Raw genomic sequence first — 21,888 nt, 5'->3', positions numbered from 1 at the left:
TTCAAAAATATCAAATATAAATTAAAAGTGAACCTATTCGTTTTATATCTTTGTTCAAAATTGAATCAAAAATGAGTTTTATAAAATTTATCGTTAGTAAGCAATTTATAATGCAGTTAGTAATCGTTGCTGTTATAGTTGTTGGAGGCTTTTTTGCACTGTCAAATTGGTTGTTTGTAACCACAAATCATGATCAAAAAATTCAAGTTCCAGACTTGTCTAAAATGGAGTTTTCAAAAGTTGAAACTGTTTTAAAAGAACTAAACCTTCGTTATGAAGTGATAGATTCAGCTAGTTTTAATCCAAATTACCCAGGAAAATCAGTGATAGAACAAAGTCCTACTGAAGGAGAATTTGTAAAAGAAAACAGAAAAATATATTTAACATTGAATCCATCAAAATATGGCGATGTACATATTGTAGATTTTTACGGGAAGACTAAAAATGAAGTGGAAGCGCAGTTAAGAGCTGTTGGATTTGTAATTGGAGACTATTCTTATATTCAAGATTTAGGAAAAGATGTGGTTCGAAAATTGAAATTCAAAGGAAAGGAAATTAATAAAGGAGATAAACTACCTAAAAAATCGGTTATAGATTTGGTGTTAGGTAATGGTAAACGATAAGAAAATGATAGAAGAACAAGGAGCAGAGGAGTTAGAGCAGGATGATTTATATGAGCATTTTAGATTTGTAGCTAGTGATGGGCAAGTACCTTTACGTGTGGATAAATTTTTAATGAATTTTATCGAAAATGCCACTAGAAATAAAATTCAAGAAGCAGCAAAAAATGGAAATATATTGGCCAATGATGTTGCTGTTAAATCGAGTTACAAAGTAAAAGCAAAAGATGTCATACGTGTTGTATTGGAACATCCACCGCATGAAAATTTATTGGTAGCAGAAGACATACCAATCAATGTGGTTTATGAAGATGATACTTTAATGGTTGTTAATAAACCTGCCGGTATGGTGGTGCATCCAGGACATGGAAATTATTCAGGAACACTTGTCAATGGTTTGATTCATCATATAGAAAATTTACCAAAAAACAGTAATGAACGACCTGGTTTGGTACATCGAATTGATAAAGATACCAGTGGTTTATTAGTGGTGGCAAAAACAGAGCAGGCCATGACACATTTGGCAAAACAATTTTTCGACAAAAGTACGGAACGTGTATACCATGCCCTTGTTTGGGGAAATGTTGTGGAAGATGAAGGAACCATTGAAGGAAATATTGGAAGAAGTTTAAAGAATAGATTGCAAATGTCTGTTTTTCCAGATGCAGATTTCGGAAAACCTGCCGTTTCGCATTACAAAGTAATTGAACGTTTTAACTATGTAACTTTAGTAGAGTGCAGGTTGGAAACGGGAAGAACACATCAAATTAGAGCCCATTTTAGATATATAGGTCACACCTTGTTTAACGATGCCCGTTATGGTGGTGATGCAGTTTTAAAGGGGACCACATTTACCAAATACAAACAGTTTGTAGAAAATACGTTTAAAGCTTTACCTAGACAAGCATTGCATGCTAAGACTTTAGGATTTATTCATCCTGTAACCAATGAAATGATGCGCTTTGATTCAGAAATTCCTGAAGATATTACAACAGCATTGGAACGTTGGAGAGCTTATACAATTAATGCAAAAGAAGAGCATTAGACGTCTGTTAAGGAGCAAGTAAAATAGAAAATAGCAAACTACTTTAGTAAAAGTATAATATCATGAAAATAGTAATTTCACCAGCCAAATCATTGGATTTAGAAACTCCAATACCAACAAGTCGTTATAGCGATGCACAGTTTTTAGAAGATTCTCAAAAACTGTCAGAGGTACTGCGAAAAAAATCCCCTAAAAAATTGTCAGAATTAATGAGTATTTCTGAAAATTTGGGCGAATTGAATTGGCAAAGAAATCAAGATTGGTCCTTACCTTTTACCAAAGAAAATGCACGGCAAGCCGTCTATATGTTTAAAGGAGATGTGTATTTGGGCTTAGATGCCTATACCATTCCTGAAGAAAAATTAGATCAATTACAAGACAAGCTAAGAATTTTGTCAGGTTTGTACGGAATTTTAAAACCTTTCGATTTAATGCAGGCCTACCGTTTGGAAATGGGCACCAAATTAAAAGTTGGAAGAAATGACAATCTGTACCAATTTTGGGACAACAAAGTTACTGAGGCGATAAATGCAGAGCTAGAAGAAGGAGAGGTATTGGTGAATTTGGCAAGTACAGAATATTATAAAGTTGTAAAACCAAAGTTGATCAATGCTCCTATAATTACACCACACTTCAAAGATTATAAAAACGGAAAATTAAAAATAATTTCATTTTTCGCGAAAAAGGCGCGGGGTATGATGGTACGTTATATTATTGATAACGATATCAATGATGCGGAATCTTTGAAAGGATTTAATTACGGGAATTACGAATACAATGAAGAACTTTCTTCGGAAAGTGAATTTGTGTTTGTTCGTTAAGAAATTTGATTTAAGTAAAGAATGAAATTCAATAAAAGCTATCTTTTTATTTCTCTCGTTTTGTTATTGATAGAAATTCTCATAGCTCTAACGATTCACGACCGATTTATACGTCCATTTGTTGGAGATGTATTGTCGGTTATTTTATTGTTTTCTTTGGCTCGAATTTTTTATACAGGAAAAGGGTTTTATGTAAGTATAGGCGTTTTGCTCTTTGCTTTTCTAGTAGAATTTTCACAATATTTTAAATTGGCTGAAGTATTAGGTTTCTCGAAAGGAAGTTTTGGACATGTGGTTTTAGGTGCCAATTTTGATCCTTTGGATTTGCTAGCGTATTCCTTAGGAATTTTTATAAGCAGCTATTTTGACAGAAAAATAATAAATTAAATTAGGTATGTCTTTACAAGAAATACAACATGTTGCCATTTTAAAAAGTCAAAAATCAGTCATCGATTTGACCAGTTTTTTGGTGCAACAAGGCTACATGGAGCCTACCACGGGTTATAAAAGAACTTTATTGACCTATTCTCTTGCAACATTAAAACACCTAATTGAAGATGAAGTAAAAAGAGATGTTTCTATTTTTGAAGTAAAGAATGGACAGTCCTTGCGCTCCATGTCTAGTGGAGAAAGAAAAAGAGCACTTTTACAATATTTATTATCGTTGGATTCTAAGTTTTTAATTGTAGAAAATGTATTCGACAATTTAGATGTAGAGAATAGAAAGTTAATTGAAGCGCTTTTGATGGAAGCTGCTAAGAAAATTTCCATCATACAAGTGGTTGCTCGTCAGGACGAATTGTTACCCTTTATAAAAGATTTTTTTGTCGTTGAAAATGCGAAAGACATTGTTCCTTATAAAAAAGCAATAGAAAGTTTTTTTGAAGAGAAAACTAAAATATTTGATGATTTTTCAATTCCTAAAACAACCACCAAATATGCCTATGCCTATAACACTTTTGTGAAATTACAAGATGTGTCGGTAAGTTTTTACGAAAAGAAAGTCCTTGGAAATATTTCATGGGAAATAAAACTAGGTGAATTTTGGCAATTGATAGGTGCAAATGGAACAGGAAAAACTACTTTACTTTCTTTAATTACTGGAGACAGTCACAAAGCTTATGGACAAAACATTGTATTGTTCGATAAGCTTAAAGGAACGGAAGAAAATGTTTGGGAAATAAAACAGAAAATCGGTTATTTTACGCCAAACATTACGGAGTTATTTAATCGAAGACATTCTGTATTACACATGGTTTTGTCTGGTTTTTATGATTCTATTGGCTTGTATATAAAACCACTTGACATTCATGTAAAGTTGGCGAAAGAGTGGTTGGAGTTGATGCAATTAACGGACTTAGCGAACAAAACTTTTTGCACGCTAACTATGAGTCAGCAACGTATGGTGTTAATTGCAAGAGCCATGGTAAAACATCCACCTTTATTAATATTAGATGAGCCTACTTCAGGTTTAGACAAAGACAGTATTGCCATAATTGTGGCATTGATTAATAAAATTGCCAAAGAAACCAGAACCACCATAATTTATGTTTCGCATATCATGGAAAAAGGTTTGGAACCAGATCACACTTATAAGTTAGAAGAAGCTACTGAAGGTTCTATAGGTGCTAAGTTGTAATATTTATTTTAAACGAATAGGAACACAAATGTCTTCTTCAGAATTTGGGTCGTTGTTTTTGTAGGCAGCTCCCATAATGGAAAAATGAGGCCTTTTGTCTAAAATATATTTTGAATTTGGAAGCCAATCACCATAAATATATTGATAAAAATTAAAAGCGTTGGCAGCATCACCATGATAATGAAACACGGCATATTCTCCTTCAATAGTTTCAAGCACCTCAAAATCGGAAGGAAATTTTCCAATCTTTGTTACTTCTACTGCGGCCCATTTTTCAAATTGATTGTTGGGATTGAAGTTTTTAAAAAAATCTAAATTGTCATAAATTTCGATAGAGAAAAATTCAATGCCTTTGGTGTTTTCAATTTCGTTTCGTTTAGGCATAAAGCATTGCCATAACTTTTGCGTTTTGTTTTGTACCAATGACATGCGTGTTTTTTTACCGATAATAATTTTTTTGTCGAATGTTTGAATTGTAGGGATTGTCATAAGCTGTTTTTTTTGACAAAAATACAATTTCTGCCAATTCTTGTAGCAAGGGTACATTCAGATTCTGTCAGTTTCACCTCGTATTTTTAGAATTCATAAGATGAAATCTGTCAGACTGTCACAAAATAATCTTAAAATATGACAATTCCTAGCGCTTTTTTAATTGGCACAACAATTGACTATTGTGTTTCTGTAAAACTGAAATAAGAATATTAAATATAAATATTATGAGTAAGATTATTGGAATTGATTTAGGAACTACAAACTCTTGTGTTGCCGTAATGGAAGGTAACGAACCAGTTGTAATCCCTAATGCAGAAGGAAAAAGAACGACACCATCTATCGTTGCCTTTGTTGAAGGAGGAGAACGTAAAGTTGGAGATCCTGCAAAAAGACAAGCAGTAACAAACCCGTTAAAAACGATTGCATCTGTAAAACGTTTTATGGGGAACAAGTTTTCTGAATGTTCTAACGAAGTAGGAAGAGTACCTTACAAAGTAGTAAAAGGAGACAACGATACGCCAAGAGTAGATATTGACGGACGTTTATACACTCCTCAAGAAATTTCTGCAATGACGCTTCAAAAAATGAAGAAGACTGCTGAAGATTATTTAGGTCATGATGTAACTGAGGCTGTAATTACAGTACCAGCATACTTTAACGATGCACAACGTCAAGCTACAAAAGAAGCGGGTGAAATTGCAGGTTTAAAAGTACAAAGAATTATCAACGAGCCAACTGCTGCGGCATTAGCTTATGGTATCGACAAAAAAGGAACGGATCAAAAAATCGCAGTATACGATTTAGGTGGGGGTACTTTTGATATCTCAATCTTAGAGATTGGAGAAGGAGTATTTGAAGTATTGTCTACAAATGGTGATACACACTTAGGTGGTGATGACTTTGACGAAGTAATTATTGACTGGTTGGCAGATGCTTTCAAAACAGAAGAGGAAGTAGATTTACGTTTAGATCCAATGGCTTTACAACGTTTAAAAGAAGCTGCTGAAAAAGCAAAAGTTGAATTATCATCTTCTGCTCAAACAGAAATTAACTTACCTTATGTTACTGCTACTGCTTCAGGACCTAAGCATTTAGTAAAAACATTGACACGTGCTAAATTTGAGCAATTAGCTGCTGATTTAGTAAACCGTTCTATGGAGCCAGTTAAAAAGGCTTTAGCGGATGCAGATTTAGATATTTCTGAAATTGACGAAGTAATTTTAGTAGGTGGTTCTACTCGTATTCCTGTGATTCAAGAAAGAGTAAAAGCATTTTTCGGAAAAGAACCTAACAAAGGTGTGAATCCTGATGAAGTAGTTGCAATTGGAGCTGCTATTCAAGGTGGAGTTTTATCTGGAGATGTAAAAGATGTATTGTTATTAGACGTTACGCCTTTATCTTTAGGAATTGAAACTATGGGGAATGTATTTACTAAATTAATTGAGTCAAATACAACTATTCCAACTAAAAAATCTCAAGTGTTCTCTACAGCTGTAGACAACCAACCATCTGTTGATATCCATGTATTACAAGGAGAAAGAGCAATGGCTGCAGATAATAAAACGATTGGTCGTTTCCAATTAACAGATATTCCACCAGCACAAAGAGGAGTTCCTCAAATTGAGGTAGTTTTTGATATTGATGCCAATGGTATTATCAAAGTATCTGCAATTGATAAAGCAACCAACAAATCTCAAGAAATTAAGATTGAAGCTTCATCTGGATTGTCAGAAGAAGATATTGCTAAAATGAAAGCAGATGCAGAAGCAAATGCAGAAGCTGATGCTGCTGCAAGAGAAACTGCTGAAAAGTTGAATACTGCAGATCAAATGATTTTCCAAACGGAAAAACAATTGAAAGAAGTAGAAGGAAAACTTCCAGAAGATAAAAAAGCACCAATTGATGCTGCTTTAACTGAATTGAAAGCTGCACATGCTGCTAAAGATATCACAGGTATCGATACAGCTATTGAAGCTTTAAATACAGCTTTGCAAGGAGCTGCTGCTGAATTCCAAGCTGCTGCTCAAGGAGCACAGGGAGGAGCTGAGGCTGGAGCTGCACAACCAGAAGCTAACGCTGAAGGAGATGCTGTTGAAGACGTAGATTTCGAAGAAGTGAAGTAATTCCTTTTAGAATAATTTTAAAAGCCGCTTTAGGAAACTAAAGCGGCTTTTTTATTTTTGTATCAGTAAATAAATAACATTTATATGAAATTTTATCAGAAGGAATTTAAATTACAAGCCAAAACGAGGGGCTATCACTTGGTGACAAATGAAATTATTAATGAGCTGCCCGAAATTCAAAAAATTAAACAAGGACACTTGCAAGTGTTTATTAAACATACATCGGCTAGTTTAACCATAAATGAAAATGCAGATCCTACGGTTAGAGAAGATTTTGAAACACATATAAATAAAATGATTCCTGAAGATATACCTTATTACAAACATGATTATGAAGGTAGTGATGATATGCCAGCGCATATTAAATCTTCTATGTTAGGCTGTTCGGTTCAAATACCAATTACAAACGGTAAATTAAATTTAGGTATTTGGCAAGGAATTTATTTAGGTGAACATCGCAATTATGGAGGTGCTAGAACTTTGGTTGTTTCTGCATTTGGTGTATAATTATTTTAAGGAAGAAATAGTAGCTATTTGAAAATAAGTTATTGCTTATTCTTTATTCATTTGTGAACCTATAAAAGGGATTCTTGGCGCTAAAAAATACCCTGTTAAACTAGCAAATAGAATAGGGATAAGGTGTCCAAAACCTGTTAAAGTTGCTAATAAAATAGTAGTACTCATGGGGGTTCTAGTAACGCAAGCATTTATGGCAGCCATACAGCTAACAATAGCTAAAGTTGTGTTTATAGAAGGAAATAATTGATGGAGTATAAGCCCTAAAGTAGCACCTACAAAAAACAACGGAATAATAAATCCACCTCTCCACCCCGAAGTTACCGTAATAGAAATGGCTATAATTTTGAAAACTAAAATAGCCATGAGTAGGCTTAATGAAAATTGATGCGATAAAAGTTCATTTATTTCATGGTGTCCAAAGTAGCGTGTAATAGGAAGATAATAGGCAATACAACCAAGTGCTAATCCACCAATAGTTGATTTTATGTAAATAGGCAATGGCTTTAGTTCAAAAATAGTTTTGAAAAATTTTACAGAAAAAATAAACAACCAACCGAAAGCGGTCCCTACAATTCCGAACACTACGGCATAACCAAAATCAAACACTCCAGAATATTCATAAGAGGATAAATCCCAAGTAGGTCCAAGACCTAAGTGTATAATCAATGCAAAAATCAAATAACTAAAAGAACTCGCTACAAAGGCCGGCATAATCGCTTTGTAGTATTCTACAGCATGTTTGTGGTGTAGTATTTCCAAAGAAAATAAACTTCCTCCTAAAGGGGCACCAAATAGCGCTGTAAAGCCAGAGGCCATTCCTGCAATGGTTAATGATCTTAATTCTTCTCCTTTGAAGCGAAATAATTTTCCAATCCATGTACCCGTAGATCCTGTTACTTGTACAAGAGGTGCTTCTGGACCAAGACTTCCGCCAGAGGCGACACAAACTAGGGAAGAAAGTACCATTGAAGGATTATTTTTAGGATCTAGTTTTCCTTTATTAAAGCGGATATTATTTACAATTAAATGAATTTCACCTGGATCCCCAATAAAGTGAATGATCAATCCTGCTAAAAGACCACAAAAAGTCATAATCGGTATAACCAACCATCCAGTAAAAAAGGCGATTTTATGTGTCAAAAACTCTAAAACTATCCAATAAACACCTGCAATACTACCGCCTAACAAGCCTAATAAAGCCCAAAGCACAAAAGTTCTACTAAAAACAAATGGGTTAAATTTTATAGGTTGGTCTAATATACTTAGATATTTAACTAGTTTTCTTTTGCGTTTTAATTTCATTACTTATGAGTTTTAAAAACGATGTTTTATTCTTTTTAGTTGAAGAAGAATAGGGTATAAATTGACAATATTTTTTTTGAGAAGACTAAAAAAGACTTAGTGCAAAGGTCTTTTTTTGATCATTCCACCTTTAATATCTTTTATTCTATTCATGACAATAAAAGCTGTAGGTTCTATTTTTTCTATTTCAGTATTCAGTTTGTTGAGTTCTAGTCGCGTAATAACTGTGTAAATAATTTTGACATCTTTTTCAATTCCGTTTTTTGCATAGCCACCCTGTCCTTTGTAAATAGTGACGCCACGTCCCATTTTTTCAATAATCATTTCCTTGATACGATTGCTTTGGGAGGCTACAATGGTGACTCCAATATATTCTTCAATTCCTTCAATTATAAAATCTAATGTTTTAGAGGCCGATATATAGGTAATCATGGAGTAAAGCGCAATTTCAATAGATAGAAAATACGCAGCAACTGAAAAAATAACAATGTTAATTAGTATGATAATATCACCAATGGTAGTTCCAAATTTTCGACTTAGGTAAATCGCTAATATTTCAGTTCCATCAATCACCGCACCACCTCTTATAGACAATCCGATTCCTGCTCCAAGAAAAAAACCACCAAAAATAGCAACTAATAGGTCATCATCTGTAACATTTGGAAACGGGACCAGTGCAACACAAATTGCAAGTCCTGAAATAGCCAATGCTGTTTTTATGGTAAATCGTTTCCCCATAATTTTGTATCCTAATAAAATAAAAGGAAAATTTACAGCAATGATTAACAGATACAAGGGAATGTTTGTTATAGCAGCAATAAGTAATGAAATACCAGTAGCTCCTCCGTCAATAAAATCGTTTGTTAATAAAAAACCTTTAAAACCAAAAGAGGCCGAAAAAATACCAACTACGATTAAAATTAGATTTTTTATATTTCTTTTAAATGAAATAATTAATTCACGGTACTTTTTAGCCAATTGGTATTCGGAAGGTTTCTCAAGATGCTTGTTTTTATGCTGTTTAAATTTGAGAGTCGTCCGAAGAATTATGTTTTCTAAAAAAGGTTTCATTTTATAGCTTATTTTTCTGTTAACTGCATTAAGCAGGGGAACCTCATGAATTGAAGAGATTCCTTTGAAACAAAGTTAATGCCAATTATTAGTTTTAGAAGACGAAATAAAATCTTTTTTCAGTTGATTTCTAAATTGAAATAAACAACAGGATATAGCCATTTTTTTTAATTAAAATTGAGCTTTTTATGTAAATTTATAAATTAAGCGTTTTGTAACTGTATATATTGCCAAGCTTCAAATAAGCTTGGAAACACCAATCGACTTCCTGCTTTTTTCATCGTTGCTTCTGAATTGAGCGTTAAAATTCCAATAGGAATCATGCCTGCTTCTTTAGCGGAAGTTGTTCCTGTAATACTGTCTTCAAAGACCCAAACATTTTTATAGTTTTCGGGTTTTATTTGCAATTCTTTTGCCAACGAAAGGTAAGCTTCGGGATGTGGTTTAGGGTATTGGTAATCTTCAATTCCTAAATACTTTTCAAAGCCAAGAGATAATTGTGCAATAGAATTTTTGATAAATTTACGAGTAGCATTGCTGGCAATTCCATGTGGTATGTTATGTTCCTTTAAGTAGTTTTGTATTTCATGTACACCGGGTAATAATTTTGGAGGGGTTCCACTTTCATGTAAGTGTTTGGCTTTTAAATGGAAAAAATCCTCTGTTTTAGAAACGTCACCTGCTAATTCACAAAAATATTCGGCAATTAGTAAAGGTGATTTTCCTGAGAGTTTTTCATGAGGGAAAGGAGGGATGTTTTTCTGAAACATCTCATAAAAAGCAGTTTTCCATGCATGAAAGTGACTTTCAAAGCTATCGACAACAACACCATCAAAATCGAATAAAACAGCAATTGGAAATGGGGTATTATTTTTCATTGAATATTGTTTTGAGGTAGGCATTCAAAAATTTATTAGTGGGATCTAGTTCTTTACGCAATTTTTTAAAATCTTTCCATTTAGGATAAATTTTTCCTAATTGTGCATCTTTTGCTTTAAAACGTTTTGCCCAGTGGGGGCGACCGCCATATTTTATGAAAATAGTTTCTATCGTTTTAAAAGCTTCATAGCTATCTGCAGTTGATGCATTTCTAGAAACACAGCCCATGGTTACCGTATCTTCTTTATAGGCATAACTTAGCCAAGAATTGTCTTTTTTTACAAAACGAACATCCATTGGAATGTGAATAAATGAAGAATTGTTCCATTGGTTGATTTCTTTTTTTAATTCCTGAAAGACTTTTGGAAACACAGACAACGGAACAGACCATTCTGCCAATTCCAAAGTGGCACCTCTTGATTTGGTGACGGTTGCTTGGTACAAACTCCCTTTGTATTCTTTATTGCTGTTAAAGAATATAAACCCCAAAATTTTATTAGCAATAGAAGTAAACCAAGGAAAGAGATGGGTGTATTTGTAAAGTATTTTGGAAACTGTTCGACGATGTTTTAAATAAGACGGACCTGTTTTCTCAGAAATAATTGTGTCCGAAGGAATTTTTTTACCTGTAATCACATATCCTTTACCTGTATGAGGAAGCCATAAAATTCTTAGAAAATCGTAGTTTTTTAATTTTTGTTCTAAGTTTTGAATCCAAAGAGCATCTTTTTGAGGCCCTTCTTTGATGTGCAAAGTATAAATTGGATTGCAAGTAAACGTTATGGTTGATATGACTCCTAAAACGCCTATTGAAACTCTAAAGGCGTCCATCAGTTCTTCGCCTGCTGTAATTTCTTTAATGCTTCCATCGGCTAAAACAACTCTAAATTGATAAACATAACTCGCTAATAATTTACCACTGGTTCCGTGTGTTCCTGTTGCCAAAGCACCGCCTAGGGTAACTGTATTTATATCAGGCAAACAAGGTATACACCAGCCTTTGGCTTCTACCGCTTCAATTAAGTCAACTAATTTTATTCCTGATTGAACAGTTATTTGTCTAGTTGCATCGTTGTAATGTAAAATTTTATTATAGGCTTTGATATCAATCAATGTGGCAAGTCCAGCACTTATGTCGGCTGATGATTGCTTGTTTCCAAAGATGCGTACTTTTTTAGAGCTAGCTATAATTTTTGTTAATTCTTCTTCTGTGGTAATTTGGTATAAATTATCATAAGTATGTTGAATATTTTCATTCCAACTTATCCAAGTCCCATTTTCTGTTTTCTTCATTATAACATGAATGTTTGTGGCCGCAAAGATATTAAATGTTTAACACATTGTTGTTATTGTTAAACAGTTTGTTTTTATGAATTGCTTCTTGTCTTTAAAAGGAAGAAAACATTTTAATTTTTAATCTTAGTGAAACCAAAACTTAGAGCAATTCTGAAATTTTTTCAGTGGGTCTGGCTACAACAGCTTTGTTATCTTTTAGAATAATAGGACGTTCTATTAGTTTAGGATTGGAAACCATGGCTTCAATGATCTCCTCGTCAGATAATTCTTTTCCTTTAAAATTTTCTTTCCAAATAGCTTCTGTTTTTCGAACCAATTGAATAGGAGTATAGTTTAATTTGACAAGTATGTCTTTTAATTCTTCCTTCTTCAAAGGTGTCTCTAGGTATTTAATAATTTCAAAGTCTACTTTTGCTTCTTCCAAAAAAGCCACTCCTTGTCTACTTTTTGTACAACGTGGGTTATGGTATATTTTCATGATATTTTGTTTTTAGTAACTAACGCCAAATAGGCTTAATTCTTTTGCTAGTTGTTCTGGCGATTTGAAATGAATTCCGTGCATGCCATTTCGAATGGCAGCTTCAATATTTTCTAATTTGTCGTCAATAAAAACGGCGTTAGTAGGATCAAAGTCAAAGCGCTCAAAAAGAATTTGATAGATTTTATCAAAAGGTTTTATTTCTTTTTCTTCAGCAGAAACTACACGTCCGTCAAAAGTATTTAGGTAGGGGAATAATTTTAGAGCCTTTGGAAAGGTTTCTGAACTAAAATTTGTCAGTGCGTATAGTTTGTATTGCTTTGTTTTTTTTAACGCTTCAAAAATAGCTAAAGTTCCTTCAATAGAACCGACACACATGTGTTCCCAATTTCCATAATACATTAAAATTTGCTTTTCGTACTCTGGAAATTCTGCAATTTTTAAACGGTTGGCTTCTTCAATAGTTCTTCCAGCATCCTGTCCTAAATTCCATTCAGCTGTACAAACAGTATTTAAAAACCAATCTGTTTTTGCTTGGTCGCCCTTAAATTCTTTAAGAAAAACAACTTCAGGATGATGGTCAATTAGCACACCACCTAGGTCAAAAACGACAGTTGTTATTTTATTTTGCATTTTTTTACAATTCGTTTGTTTCTTCACTTTGACTGCTTTTCATTAGAAATGCTTTTAGAAAACCATCAATTTCACCATTCATTACGGCATCTACATTACCGGTTTCATGAGCTGTCCTTACATCTTTTACCATTTTATAAGGATGCATGACATAATTTCGAATTTGACTTCCCCATTCAATTTTCATTTTTCCAGCTTCAATATCACTTCTAGCTTCTTGTTGTTTTCGCAATTCAATTTCATACAATTGCGATTTCAACATTTGCATAGCTCGGTCTCTATTTTCATGTTGCGAACGTGTTTCAGAACAGGAAATTTGAATTCCAGAAGGTTTATGTGTTAGCTGTACTTTTGTTTCAACTTTATTTACATTTTGTCCACCAGCACCACTTGATCTTGCAGTGGTAATGTTAATATCTGCGGGGTTGATGACAATTTCAATAGAATCATCTACCAGCGGATAGACATAAACGGATGCAAAACTTGTATGTCTTTTTGCATTGCTATCGAAGGGAGAAATTCTTACCAATCTATGTACACCATTTTCTCCTTTTAAATAACCAAAAGCAAAATCGCCATCAATTTCTAGGGTAACGGTTTTTATTCCTGCAGCTTCTCCTTCTTGATAATTCAGTTCTTTTAGTTTGAATCCTTGTTTTTCAGCCCACATCATGTACATACGCATCAACATTTGCGCCCAGTCACAACTTTCGGTTCCACCAGCACCTGCTGTAATTTGTAAAACAGCACTTAGTTGATCTCCATCCTCAGAAAGCATGTTTCTAAACTCAACATCTTCTAGTAAATTGACCAATTTATTTTCTGCAATTTGTACTTCCTTTTCGCTAGCTTCTCCTTCCTTATAAAATTCAAGTAAGATGCCAAGGTCATCTATACCATTTAAAATATCATGATAATTTTCAACCCACTTTTTTAAGGTACGTAATTCTTTTAAAACAATTTCTGCAGCTTTAGGATCGTTCCAAAAATTTGGGTTGGCACTCTTTTCTTCTTCATTTTTTATAAGAATCTGTTTTTTGTCAATTTCTAAATACGATTTTAGTTTATTGGCTCTTTCAGATAACTTTGCAAGCTGTTCTTGTGTAATCATAAAACAAAAATAAGCAAATTAATGATTTAGCTTAAGGGTTTGCTAGAATTTCTCTACATTCATTTCCTGTAAGGAATTGTCCTTATTAGAGTCTATTTTGAAAATGATATAAAGAAAATTATGACAAATAAATTAGCAACTTTGGGGAATGGATGTTTTTGGTGTACAGAGGCTGTTTTTCAAAAATTAAAAGGAGTTATAAGTGTTCGTTCAGGGTTTAGCGGAGGAGCAATTAAAAACCCCGCCTATAGAGAAGTAGTTACGGGTAGAACTGGACATGCAGAGGTTTTGCATATAAGTTATGACGACAGTTTAATTTCATTTTCGAAATTATTGGAGGTCTTTTTTGCAACGCACGATCCGACTACGTTAAATAGACAAGGTAATGATATAGGAACACAATATCGATCGGCTATTTTTTATCATAATGAAGCACAAAATAAAATAGCCTCAGAATTCATTACGGAGCTTACAAAGGCTAGCGTTTTTCATGATGAAATTGTAACGGAGGTGGTTCCGTTTGAAGCTTTTTATCCGGCAGAAGCTTATCATGATAATTATTTTGAAGGACACCAAGAAGAGCCTTATTGCAAATTAGTGATCAATCCGAAATTGCAAAAATTTTTAAAAAACTTTGCAGGCGATTTGAAATAAATCAAAAACAAAAAAAATCCCAATANNTATTGGGATTTTTTTTGTTTTAATCTACCGTAAAGCTTGTAAAGCCATGAACAGGAACTCCTTCGTCAGAGATTCCTTCGACTTCAATAATATAATCTCCTTTGGTGTCACATGAAAAGAATGAAACTTCAGAGTTGGTTTCTTTTGCTGTACGAATAAATGGTTCCCAATGAAGCGTTGTTCTGATATCTGCTTTCATGGATTCCTCAATACCATTGATATGATCTGGTGCATAGAATTTTTTAGCGGTATAAAAACCTTCTGCTTGAAAATCGATAATTCCAGGTTTTCTTTTGATGTTTTTTGTTCTTACGTTTCCTGTGTTAGAATAAACGGCAATAATTCCATTTCCTGCATTCGAAAAAGTTGCGGCTTCGGCACCTGTCAAGATATCTACAAAAGCGATATCTTCTGCATTAAAACTTCGCAACATATCTGCATCCACTTGCATTCCGTCTAAATACACCTGAGGAATACCAGCTCTTCTTAAGTAAATTGTATCTCCTTGTGCGGAAACACCATTCATAAAACTAATCACTTCAAAAGCGGTTTGTGAACCCGCAGATGGACCTAAATCTGCAATTACTTGTCGGTTTGAGGCATAACCATAATCGGTTCTATCGTTCATTTCTTCTTCGCGCTTTTCAAGCTCCGTTTTTCTTCTTGCTCTTACAATAACTTCGTCCAATTGTCTAACCGATTCTTCGTATTCAAAATTAACCTGTTGGATGTATTTAGAAATTTTCAAAAATGCAGCCAGTTGTTTTTCATCACTAGTATTCGATTTTAAAAGCATACTTCTATTTACTGCTGGGCTATTTGATTGGGCTTTGTCCACAAGAATTACTACGTCTCTCGATTTTCTTTTACTCGATTTGAATTTATCCATTCGAGCCTCTAAAAGTGTTGGAATAGAATCTGTAAATACAAAAGGGCCAAATTTAAATCTTCCTAAGGAGTCTGATTGTTGAATTGGCTCTTGGTGAATTTGTTTTCCCATAAAAGTCAAACGGGTAGGAGAAGAGTGTGGTGAATACGGTCTTTTCAACATTTTTGTAGTCCCGGTAATAAACAATCCTTTTTCAATAGGGTATTGATTGGAGTCTATATTGCCGTTTAACAATTCATTCCATGTGAATTTTCTCCAACCATGGGTCAACATTACTAAATCTAATAAATAACGTCTTTTAATATCATTTTCCTTTTCGAAGAAATAACCTGGATTTTCTATCTGTCCTCTTAAATCAGAATTCAATAACAACCAAGTTTTTATATTCTCCGTTCGCGTATTTTGTGGTACAGCGGCCATATCCCTAACCGCCATTGATAATACAGAAGCTACTTTATTTCCTTTGTCGTCGTTAATTGCAACAGCAACTTTAAATGGTTGCCTCGGACTAATCTTTTCTTTCTCTTTTTTGAAGACAACTTTTAGGTTGTTGCCAGGATTGTTTACATAAACCAAACGTTCCGCGGTTGGATTTCCTTCTTTATTGAACAAGGTAATATTCACAACACCATCATCAATTTTAGTAGTGGGTAACATGATTGAATATTGCTTGACAGCCGCTTCTTGAAATTTTTTAAAGATCAACTGACCTCTTTGGTGTCCCACCAAAAAAGTTCCTTCTAAATTACTGTTTTTTGTAGAATTGACACTTACTAAAAGTTGGTTTCCGTTATTGGTAACGCTAAAACTATGACCAGTTTGCAAGGCTTTTGGTAAAGGATATTGTTCTTCTGCACCGTTGATGTAAATACTTGCATAATACGTTTTTCCAAATTCAGGGGTCAAACTAAAAACGCCCAAGCCAAAATCTAAGGTTTTAAAATTAAAAATTTCATTCCCCTCATTGTCGTTAATGGTTCCACTTAAAGAACTGTTTTTATAGTGTTTGTCTTTTATTTCAATCCCTACCTTATTGGCAATTCCTTCTAGCAAATAACCCCCTTCAGGAAAGAAACGTAAGTTGGGCCTTGGAAAAGCAGTAATTTTTTTTGGTGCAATTGTTGCTTGCGCTGTGCTGTCTGGGTTTTTGAGAGATAAAATAGAAATTTCTTTTTGGAAGAAATCTAGTTCATTTTTATTTCTCATATCATTGGTATAGGCACGTAATAAATACTTACCTGCCGCTAAATTTTTAGAAATTTTAAAATCACCAGACCCACTTATATGATCTATGTATAATTTTTTGTGGTCTAAAATACTATCCTGTGCGTTGATAAATTCCACATGAACGACTCTACTTTTTTCTGTTTTTTTATGAGTAATTCCATTTACCAAATAACTTGTAAACCAAATAGTTTCATCTTGAGAGTAGTAGGGTTTGTCGGTTTGAACGTAAATTTTTTCTGGATAATTTTTTGTAGCGTACTCTTCTAATTTAGCAATGATCGTATCAGAAAATTGGTTGTTTAGTAAAGTGAAAGAAGTCGCGGCTATAAATAGCGCAATTAGCAATAGCGATTTTTTCATTGGAAATTTTTTCTTAATTAGTTTGTCAATTTTGACTCTCAAAGTTTAGACCAAAAATAGTTTTAAAAGTTTAATTTTTGAGATAAAAATAAAGGCTTGTTAATTTTTTTTCAAGACGCTTGTTTTTTGTTGGAGCTAAATAATCCTATTTGGACAATGGTTCTTATGTTCTGTTTTGTTGTTATTTGTTTTCCAAGAAGTAGTTTTTGAATAAAATAGATAGGATAACAGAAAATAGCACAAGTGTCCGATTTGTTTTGAATTAGTTTGTAAAAAGAAATTTTAATACGCTTGTTGATAAGTTATATTATTTTGTTAGTTGAGCAAGCGGTTTTGGATGAGGGGTTTTAAATCGTTAGCTAATTTTTTTGAAAACAGATCAGAACCTTTTTTATTTAAATGTGAGGCATTGTAGAAAAAAGTTTTATCGTGAGATAGATCGTCATTTGAATAGTCAAGAAAAGGGATTTTGTATTTTTCTGAAAAACGCATATAAATTTCAAAAATTTCCTTTCTGTTTTTAATAAAATCTTGACCTTCAATATATTCTGGTGTATAAACAAAAAGTGTTTTTATTTTTTTCGATTTGCATTCTATAAGAAATTTTTCAAACAAGGATACACTGCTAGAATCTATAGCTATATAACGATTTTCGTCACTCAATTTTGCTTTAGCTAAATCATGATTCCATTGTAATTCATGACCTCTATAGCCTTTATTTCGATAAGGTTTTATATAGGATGCAGGTTTGAGTAAAGAGCTGGCTCCACTTGTTGAGCCATAATACCTAAAAAGAGGAAAGTAATAATCTTCAAAACCAAAACCATTATAGGATGAGGTGAACTTTTCAATGGCACTGTTCCAAAACATAAATGGTATAAATTGTCTAGATCGAAATAAATCTTTTCTTTTTTTTAAGCTGAAAACATCAACAGAAAGAACAATAATTTTTGGAGGTTTGTTGTGTTCTAAATATTCTTGATGTCTTAAATATTGCAACCAAAAATTATGACCATCCATACCAAAATTATAAACTTTTGTAGCTAGATAATTTTCTAGTATACTAGAGTTTATATGAACCCAAGCGCGAGAAGAACCATATATTGCTATATCAGCAGTTATATTTCCATTATATATATCATTCCAAACTTCAATTTCACCAGGTCCTTCGTGGTTGTTTTTTGTTTTTTGGGTTATATAATAATCAGCAACAAACATTAAAACAATGATTGGTAAAGCTAGAAAGATGATTTTAGTAATGAATTTTTTCATAATTAAAACTGAAAATATATAAACTCTTGTTTATTTCCGGAAAACCAAAAAATGGCAATTATTAATAGGTAGTATGCGAAGTATCTAAATGGCCACTTCCATTTTAAACCTAATTGAGCGATAGCATATTTTTGTTCTCTTCCAAACCATTCAAGTGTTAAGAAAACAAATATCAAAAGAAATAAAGGCTTAGTGAAATCGTCTTTTTCGAATACAGGTATGGTAAAAAGGGATCTTGAAAAAATTTTTGAAATATAGTGTATGGCATGTCCCATATCATTAGCTCTAAAAAAAATCCAACTTAAAACCGTTAGAGCAAATGTTGAAAGTATGGACAAAGAGTCTTTAAAACTTGGAAAATGTTTACCTTGTGCAACTGTATTTAAGTGTTGTCTGTTTTTTTTAGTCAAAAGTATAGGTAAAAAATAGAGTGCATTTAAAGCTCCCCAGGCGATAAATGTCCAGTTAGCTCCATGCCAAAAGCCACTTACAATAAAAATAATAAAAACATTTCTTATTTTATTCCAAGTACTTCCGTGACTTCCGCCTAAAGGAATGTACACATAATCACGAAACCAGGTAGAAAGAGATATATGCCATCGTCTCCAAAATTCAGCGATATCCCTTGAGAAATATGGAAAAGCAAAATTTTGTTTTAAGTTAAAACCGAATAGACGAGAGGTCCCAATAGCGATATCTGAGTAGCCAGAAAAATCTCCATAAATTTGAAAAGTGAAAAATAGGGCTCCTAGCACCAAAGTACTTCCTGAATATTCCTGAGAATTATTGAAAATAATACTAGCATATTGGGCACAATTGTCAGCAATCACAATTTTTTTAAAGAGGCCCCATGCTATTTGTTTTGCCCCATCAACTGCTTTATTGTATTCAAAAGTTCTTTTAATATAAAACTGAGGAAGTAAATTGGAAGCTCGTTCAATTGGACCAGCAACTAATTGAGGAAAGAAGCTAACGAAGGCAGAGAACGCAATAAAGTCTTTTGTAGGTTCCAGTTGCTTTTTATAGATATCTATTGTATAACTCAATGTTTGAAAAGTGTAAAAGCTTATTCCAACAGGTAAAATTATGTTCAACCCACTGGAATTTATTGTAGTTCCAAAAAGGGAGAAAGCAGAAATAAAATTATCTAAAAAGAAGTTGTAATATTTGAAAAATCCTAAAAATCCAATATTTATCAAAATACTTATCCATAATAAAATCTTTCTTTTTGATGTGTTTTCTTCATTTGATAATCGAATACCAATACTGTAATCAATTATAGTGCTGAATAAAATTAAGGATAAAAACCGCCAATCCCACCAACCATAGAATAAATAACTAGCCAGAACGATTAATAAGTTTTGAAGTTTTAAATTTTTGTTTGCAACAAACCAATACAGTATAAATACAGTAGGTAAAAATATGGCAAAATCTATTGAGTTAAATAGCATTACTTTTTTTCGTGAAATTTGATTCGCAAATTAGTGTTTTCAAGAAGGATTCACAATGTTTTTATGGGCGAATAATTATAGTCTGGTTGTATTTGATTTCAATAGAAAATCGTCTAAAAATTTCTTTTTAGACGATTTGGAATATTAAATTAGGTGATTTTTTTTAGAAACAATATTTGTTTTCTGCAATTAATTTTTCTGCAATAATTTTTCTTAAATTCATTACATTTGGATGATTGGTATATTTTGTAAATCGCTTTAAGCCCATTAACAACATACGCTGTTCGTCGCCTTCAGTAAAAGAAACTATAGCTTCTTTTCCTTTGTTATTTACTTTTTCTACGGCGTGAAATAAATTTAATTGCGCTATGGCAATTTGTTCTTTACATGCATCGGCACTTTTCATAGAAATTAACTTCTCTGTTTTTAAGATAACCGTTTCTGCTAAATAGGTTTCAATAACAATATCTGAGGCTACCATAATTAGTTGCTGGTGATTTTCCAAATCCATTCCATAAGTTTCAACAGCTTTACCTGCAATCATCAAAAATGTTTTTTTCATTTTTGCAATCATCTCTTTTTCTTCTGAAAATAATTCTGAGTAGTCAGGTGTTTCAAAAGAAGGAATAGACATTAAATCGTTTCCTACAGCCATAGCAGGTGTCATTAAATCTAATTCACCTTTGAAGGCTTTTTTTAGTAACATACCTACAATAAGCAATCTATTAATTTCGTTTGTTCCTTCGTAAATTCTACCAATTCTTGCATCTCTCCAAGCAGATTCCATCGGAGTTTCCTGAGAAAATCCCATTCCTCCAAAAACTTGAATACCTTCATCCGTAACATATTGAGCTGTTTCTGAAGCATGAACTTTTAAAATAGCACATTCTATAGCATATTCTTCAACACCTTTTAATTCTGCTTCTTGGTGACTTGACCCAGAAGCTAATAATTCATCTATTTTATTTTGAATGTCCTTCGCAGCACGATAACTTCCACTTTCTGTGACAAAAGTTTTTGTAGCCATTTCAGCCAATTTGTATTGAATAGCACCAAATGAAGAAATAGCGGTGTTGAATTGTTTTCTTTCGTTGGCATACTTAACACTTTCGGTATTCACTCTTCTACAAGCATCTAAGCAAGCTGCTGCTAATTTTATACGCCCAACGTTTAAAGAGTTCATGGCAATTTTAAAACCTTTTCCTCTTTCAGAAAGCATATTTTCTACAGGAACTTTGGTGTCACTATAAAATACTTGACGGGTAGAGGAAGCTTTAATTCCTAATTTCTTTTCTTCTTCCCCCATAGTAATTCCATTTGGGTTCTCTTTATCATATTCAACAATAAAAGCAGTGATATTTTTGTCATTTTCAATTCTTGCAAAAACAATCATCAAACTACAAAAACCTGCATTTGAAATCCACATTTTTTGACCATTAAGCAAATAGTGTTTTCCATCTTCAGTCAATGTTGCTTTTGTTTTTCCTGAATTTGCATCACTACCGGCACCAGGTTCCGTTAAACAGTAAGATCCAAACCATTCACCTGTGGCAAGTTTTGGAATGTATTTTTGTTTTTGTTCTTCCGTACCATACAACAATATGGGCATGGTTCCAATTCCAGTATGGGCACCGTATGCTGTAGCTAAGGACCCTGTAGCTCCTGATATATAATCACAAACCAACATGGTAGATACAAAACCCATTCCCATTCCTCCATAACTTTCCGGAACGGAAATACTTAGTAAGCCCATTTCACCTACTTTTGTCATCAACTCTTCGGTAAAGGCATAATCACCTTTTTCAAATCGTTCTTTATGTGGCCATACTTCCTTATCGATGAATTCTTGAATTGAATCCTTCATCATTAATTGCTCTTCTGAAAAATCTTCAGTAATAAATATGTTGTTTGATTTAGTTTCTTTTAGTAAGAATTCTCCTCCTTTTATAGTTTCCATGTGAATTGGTGTTAGTTTAGTT

General features: G+C 33.2%; 20 protein-coding genes. 8 read left to right on the top strand and 12 right to left on the bottom strand.

Annotated features, from left to right (window positions below; genetic code table 11):
- Positions 1 to 71 precede the first annotated feature (71 nt).
- From FGM02_RS09660 to FGM02_RS09640, 5 genes are all read left to right on the top strand, one after another.
- Positions 72 to 623, top strand: coding sequence for a PASTA domain-containing protein (locus FGM02_RS09660; RefSeq protein ID WP_139958160.1), 552 nt, complete (start codon positions 72 to 74; stop codon positions 621 to 623).
- Positions 624 to 627: 4 nt separating this feature from the next.
- Positions 628 to 1,665: an RluA family pseudouridine synthase gene (locus FGM02_RS09655; RefSeq protein WP_208021493.1), complete on the top strand. Its 1,038-nt coding sequence runs from the start codon at positions 628 to 630 to the stop codon at positions 1,663 to 1,665.
- A 62-nt stretch (positions 1,666 to 1,727) separates the two neighbouring features.
- Positions 1,728 to 2,486: a peroxide stress protein YaaA gene (yaaA, locus tag FGM02_RS09650; RefSeq protein ID WP_139958159.1), complete on the top strand. Its 759-nt coding sequence runs from the start codon at positions 1,728 to 1,730 to the stop codon at positions 2,484 to 2,486.
- 21 nt (positions 2,487 to 2,507) lie between these two features.
- The gene (locus tag FGM02_RS09645; RefSeq protein WP_139958158.1) at positions 2,508 to 2,873 is read left to right on the top strand and encodes a ribosomal maturation YjgA family protein; all 366 of its coding nucleotides are present in this window, start codon (positions 2,508 to 2,510) and stop codon (positions 2,871 to 2,873) included.
- A 7-nt stretch (positions 2,874 to 2,880) separates the two neighbouring features.
- Positions 2,881 to 4,125, top strand: a complete 1,245-nt coding sequence (locus tag FGM02_RS09640) for an ATP-binding cassette domain-containing protein (RefSeq protein ID WP_139958157.1) — start codon at positions 2,881 to 2,883, stop codon at positions 4,123 to 4,125.
- A gap of 3 nt (positions 4,126 to 4,128) precedes the next feature.
- Here FGM02_RS09640 and FGM02_RS09635 read toward each other — a convergent pair whose 3' ends face one another.
- Positions 4,129 to 4,614 (bottom strand): GyrI-like domain-containing protein, encoded by a 486-nt coding sequence (locus FGM02_RS09635; RefSeq protein WP_139958156.1) that lies wholly within the window; start codon positions 4,612 to 4,614, stop codon positions 4,129 to 4,131.
- A gap of 227 nt (positions 4,615 to 4,841) precedes the next feature.
- On the opposite strand from FGM02_RS09635, the gene dnaK reads away from it, so the two are divergent.
- Entirely contained in the window at positions 4,842 to 6,740 is a 1,899-nt protein-coding gene (gene dnaK / locus FGM02_RS09630; protein WP_139958155.1) for a molecular chaperone DnaK, read from the top strand.
- Positions 6,741 to 6,824: 84 nt separating this feature from the next.
- Entirely contained in the window at positions 6,825 to 7,247 is a 423-nt protein-coding gene (locus FGM02_RS09625; RefSeq protein ID WP_139958154.1) for a secondary thiamine-phosphate synthase enzyme YjbQ, read from the top strand.
- 45 nt (positions 7,248 to 7,292) lie between these two features.
- Here FGM02_RS09625 and FGM02_RS09620 read toward each other — a convergent pair whose 3' ends face one another.
- From FGM02_RS09620 to prfB, 7 genes are all read right to left on the bottom strand, one after another.
- Positions 7,293 to 8,561, bottom strand: coding sequence for a chloride channel protein (locus FGM02_RS09620; RefSeq protein WP_139958153.1), 1,269 nt, complete (start codon positions 8,559 to 8,561; stop codon positions 7,293 to 7,295).
- A 96-nt stretch (positions 8,562 to 8,657) separates the two neighbouring features.
- On the bottom strand, positions 8,658 to 9,632 hold the full coding sequence (locus tag FGM02_RS09615) for a YitT family protein (RefSeq protein WP_139958152.1): 975 nt from the start codon (positions 9,630 to 9,632) through the stop codon (positions 8,658 to 8,660).
- Positions 9,633 to 9,835: 203 nt separating this feature from the next.
- A complete protein-coding gene (locus tag FGM02_RS09610) occupies positions 9,836 to 10,510 on the bottom strand; it encodes an HAD family hydrolase (protein ID WP_139958151.1) in 675 nt (224 codons plus the stop codon).
- Complete coding sequence (locus tag FGM02_RS09605) at positions 10,500 to 11,804, bottom strand: D-arabinono-1,4-lactone oxidase (protein ID WP_139958150.1); 1,305 nt, start codon at positions 11,802 to 11,804, stop codon at positions 10,500 to 10,502. Before FGM02_RS09605 ends, FGM02_RS09610 begins: the two co-directional genes overlap by 11 nt.
- A 142-nt stretch (positions 11,805 to 11,946) precedes the next feature.
- Complete coding sequence (gene arsC, locus FGM02_RS09600) at positions 11,947 to 12,288, bottom strand: arsenate reductase (glutaredoxin) (RefSeq protein ID WP_139958149.1); 342 nt, start codon at positions 12,286 to 12,288, stop codon at positions 11,947 to 11,949.
- Positions 12,289 to 12,297: 9 nt separating this feature from the next.
- Positions 12,298 to 12,918, bottom strand: a complete 621-nt coding sequence (locus FGM02_RS09595; protein WP_139958148.1) for an HAD family hydrolase — start codon at positions 12,916 to 12,918, stop codon at positions 12,298 to 12,300.
- A gap of 4 nt (positions 12,919 to 12,922) precedes the next feature.
- Positions 12,923 to 14,029: a peptide chain release factor 2 gene (gene prfB / locus FGM02_RS09590; RefSeq protein ID WP_139958147.1), complete on the bottom strand. Its 1,107-nt coding sequence runs from the start codon at positions 14,027 to 14,029 to the stop codon at positions 12,923 to 12,925.
- Between the two features lie 120 nt (positions 14,030 to 14,149).
- Between prfB and msrA the strand changes: the two genes are divergently transcribed.
- Positions 14,150 to 14,683 carry a peptide-methionine (S)-S-oxide reductase MsrA gene (gene msrA / locus FGM02_RS09585; protein ID WP_139958146.1) on the top strand — a complete coding sequence of 178 codons (534 nt, stop codon included), beginning with the start codon at positions 14,150 to 14,152 and terminating at the stop codon, positions 14,681 to 14,683.
- A 46-nt stretch (positions 14,684 to 14,729) separates the two neighbouring features.
- Here the strand turns inward: msrA and FGM02_RS09580 are convergent, their stop codons facing one another.
- The 4 genes from FGM02_RS09580 to FGM02_RS09565 form a co-directional block, all read right to left on the bottom strand.
- The gene (locus tag FGM02_RS09580) at positions 14,730 to 17,186 is read right to left on the bottom strand and encodes a Plug domain-containing protein (protein WP_139958145.1); all 2,457 of its coding nucleotides are present in this window, start codon (positions 17,184 to 17,186) and stop codon (positions 14,730 to 14,732) included.
- 315 nt (positions 17,187 to 17,501) lie between these two features.
- Positions 17,502 to 18,458, bottom strand: coding sequence for a hypothetical protein (locus FGM02_RS09575; RefSeq protein WP_139958144.1), 957 nt, complete (start codon positions 18,456 to 18,458; stop codon positions 17,502 to 17,504).
- A gap of 2 nt (positions 18,459 to 18,460) precedes the next feature.
- Positions 18,461 to 19,909, bottom strand: coding sequence for an MBOAT family O-acyltransferase (locus FGM02_RS09570; protein ID WP_139958143.1), 1,449 nt, complete (start codon positions 19,907 to 19,909; stop codon positions 18,461 to 18,463).
- A gap of 163 nt (positions 19,910 to 20,072) precedes the next feature.
- Positions 20,073 to 21,866 (bottom strand): acyl-CoA dehydrogenase family protein, encoded by a 1,794-nt coding sequence (locus FGM02_RS09565; protein WP_139958142.1) that lies wholly within the window; start codon positions 21,864 to 21,866, stop codon positions 20,073 to 20,075.
- Positions 21,867 to 21,888 lie beyond the last annotated feature (22 nt).

The sequence above is a fragment of the Flavicella sediminum genome (assembly GCF_006381105.1).
GTDB classification, from domain to species: domain Bacteria; phylum Bacteroidota; class Bacteroidia; order Flavobacteriales; family Flavobacteriaceae; genus Flavicella; species Flavicella sediminum.
This window is presented reverse-complemented; position numbering and strand designations above follow the sequence as displayed.

Bases quoted from the DNA above. Each gene is read 5' to 3' on its own strand.
- FGM02_RS09660 (WP_139958160.1), top strand. From the start codon at position 72: ATGAGTTTTATAAAATTTATCGTTAGTAAGCAATTTATAATGCAGTTA.
- FGM02_RS09655 (WP_208021493.1), top strand. From the start codon at position 628: ATGATAGAAGAACAAGGAGCAGAGGAGTTAGAGCAGGATGATTTATAT.
- yaaA (WP_139958159.1), top strand. From the start codon at position 1,728: ATGAAAATAGTAATTTCACCAGCCAAATCATTGGATTTAGAAACTCCA.
- FGM02_RS09645 (WP_139958158.1), top strand. From the start codon at position 2,508: ATGAAATTCAATAAAAGCTATCTTTTTATTTCTCTCGTTTTGTTATTG.
- FGM02_RS09640 (WP_139958157.1), top strand. From the start codon at position 2,881: ATGTCTTTACAAGAAATACAACATGTTGCCATTTTAAAAAGTCAAAAA.
- FGM02_RS09635 (WP_139958156.1), bottom strand. From the start codon at position 4,614: ATGACAATCCCTACAATTCAAACATTCGACAAAAAAATTATTATCGGT.
- dnaK (WP_139958155.1), top strand. From the start codon at position 4,842: ATGAGTAAGATTATTGGAATTGATTTAGGAACTACAAACTCTTGTGTT.
- FGM02_RS09625 (WP_139958154.1), top strand. From the start codon at position 6,825: ATGAAATTTTATCAGAAGGAATTTAAATTACAAGCCAAAACGAGGGGC.
- FGM02_RS09620 (WP_139958153.1), bottom strand. From the start codon at position 8,561: ATGAAATTAAAACGCAAAAGAAAACTAGTTAAATATCTAAGTATATTA.
- FGM02_RS09615 (WP_139958152.1), bottom strand. From the start codon at position 9,632: ATGAAACCTTTTTTAGAAAACATAATTCTTCGGACGACTCTCAAATTT.
- FGM02_RS09610 (WP_139958151.1), bottom strand. From the start codon at position 10,510: ATGAAAAATAATACCCCATTTCCAATTGCTGTTTTATTCGATTTTGAT.
- FGM02_RS09605 (WP_139958150.1), bottom strand. From the start codon at position 11,804: ATGAAGAAAACAGAAAATGGGACTTGGATAAGTTGGAATGAAAATATT.
- FGM02_RS09595 (WP_139958148.1), bottom strand. From the start codon at position 12,918: ATGCAAAATAAAATAACAACTGTCGTTTTTGACCTAGGTGGTGTGCTA.
- prfB (WP_139958147.1), bottom strand. From the start codon at position 14,029: ATGATTACACAAGAACAGCTTGCAAAGTTATCTGAAAGAGCCAATAAA.
- msrA (WP_139958146.1), top strand. From the start codon at position 14,150: ATGACAAATAAATTAGCAACTTTGGGGAATGGATGTTTTTGGTGTACA.
- FGM02_RS09580 (WP_139958145.1), bottom strand. From the start codon at position 17,186: ATGAAAAAATCGCTATTGCTAATTGCGCTATTTATAGCCGCGACTTCT.
- FGM02_RS09575 (WP_139958144.1), bottom strand. From the start codon at position 18,458: ATGAAAAAATTCATTACTAAAATCATCTTTCTAGCTTTACCAATCATT.
- FGM02_RS09570 (WP_139958143.1), bottom strand. From the start codon at position 19,909: ATGCTATTTAACTCAATAGATTTTGCCATATTTTTACCTACTGTATTT.
- FGM02_RS09565 (WP_139958142.1), bottom strand. From the start codon at position 21,866: ATGGAAACTATAAAAGGAGGAGAATTCTTACTAAAAGAAACTAAATCA.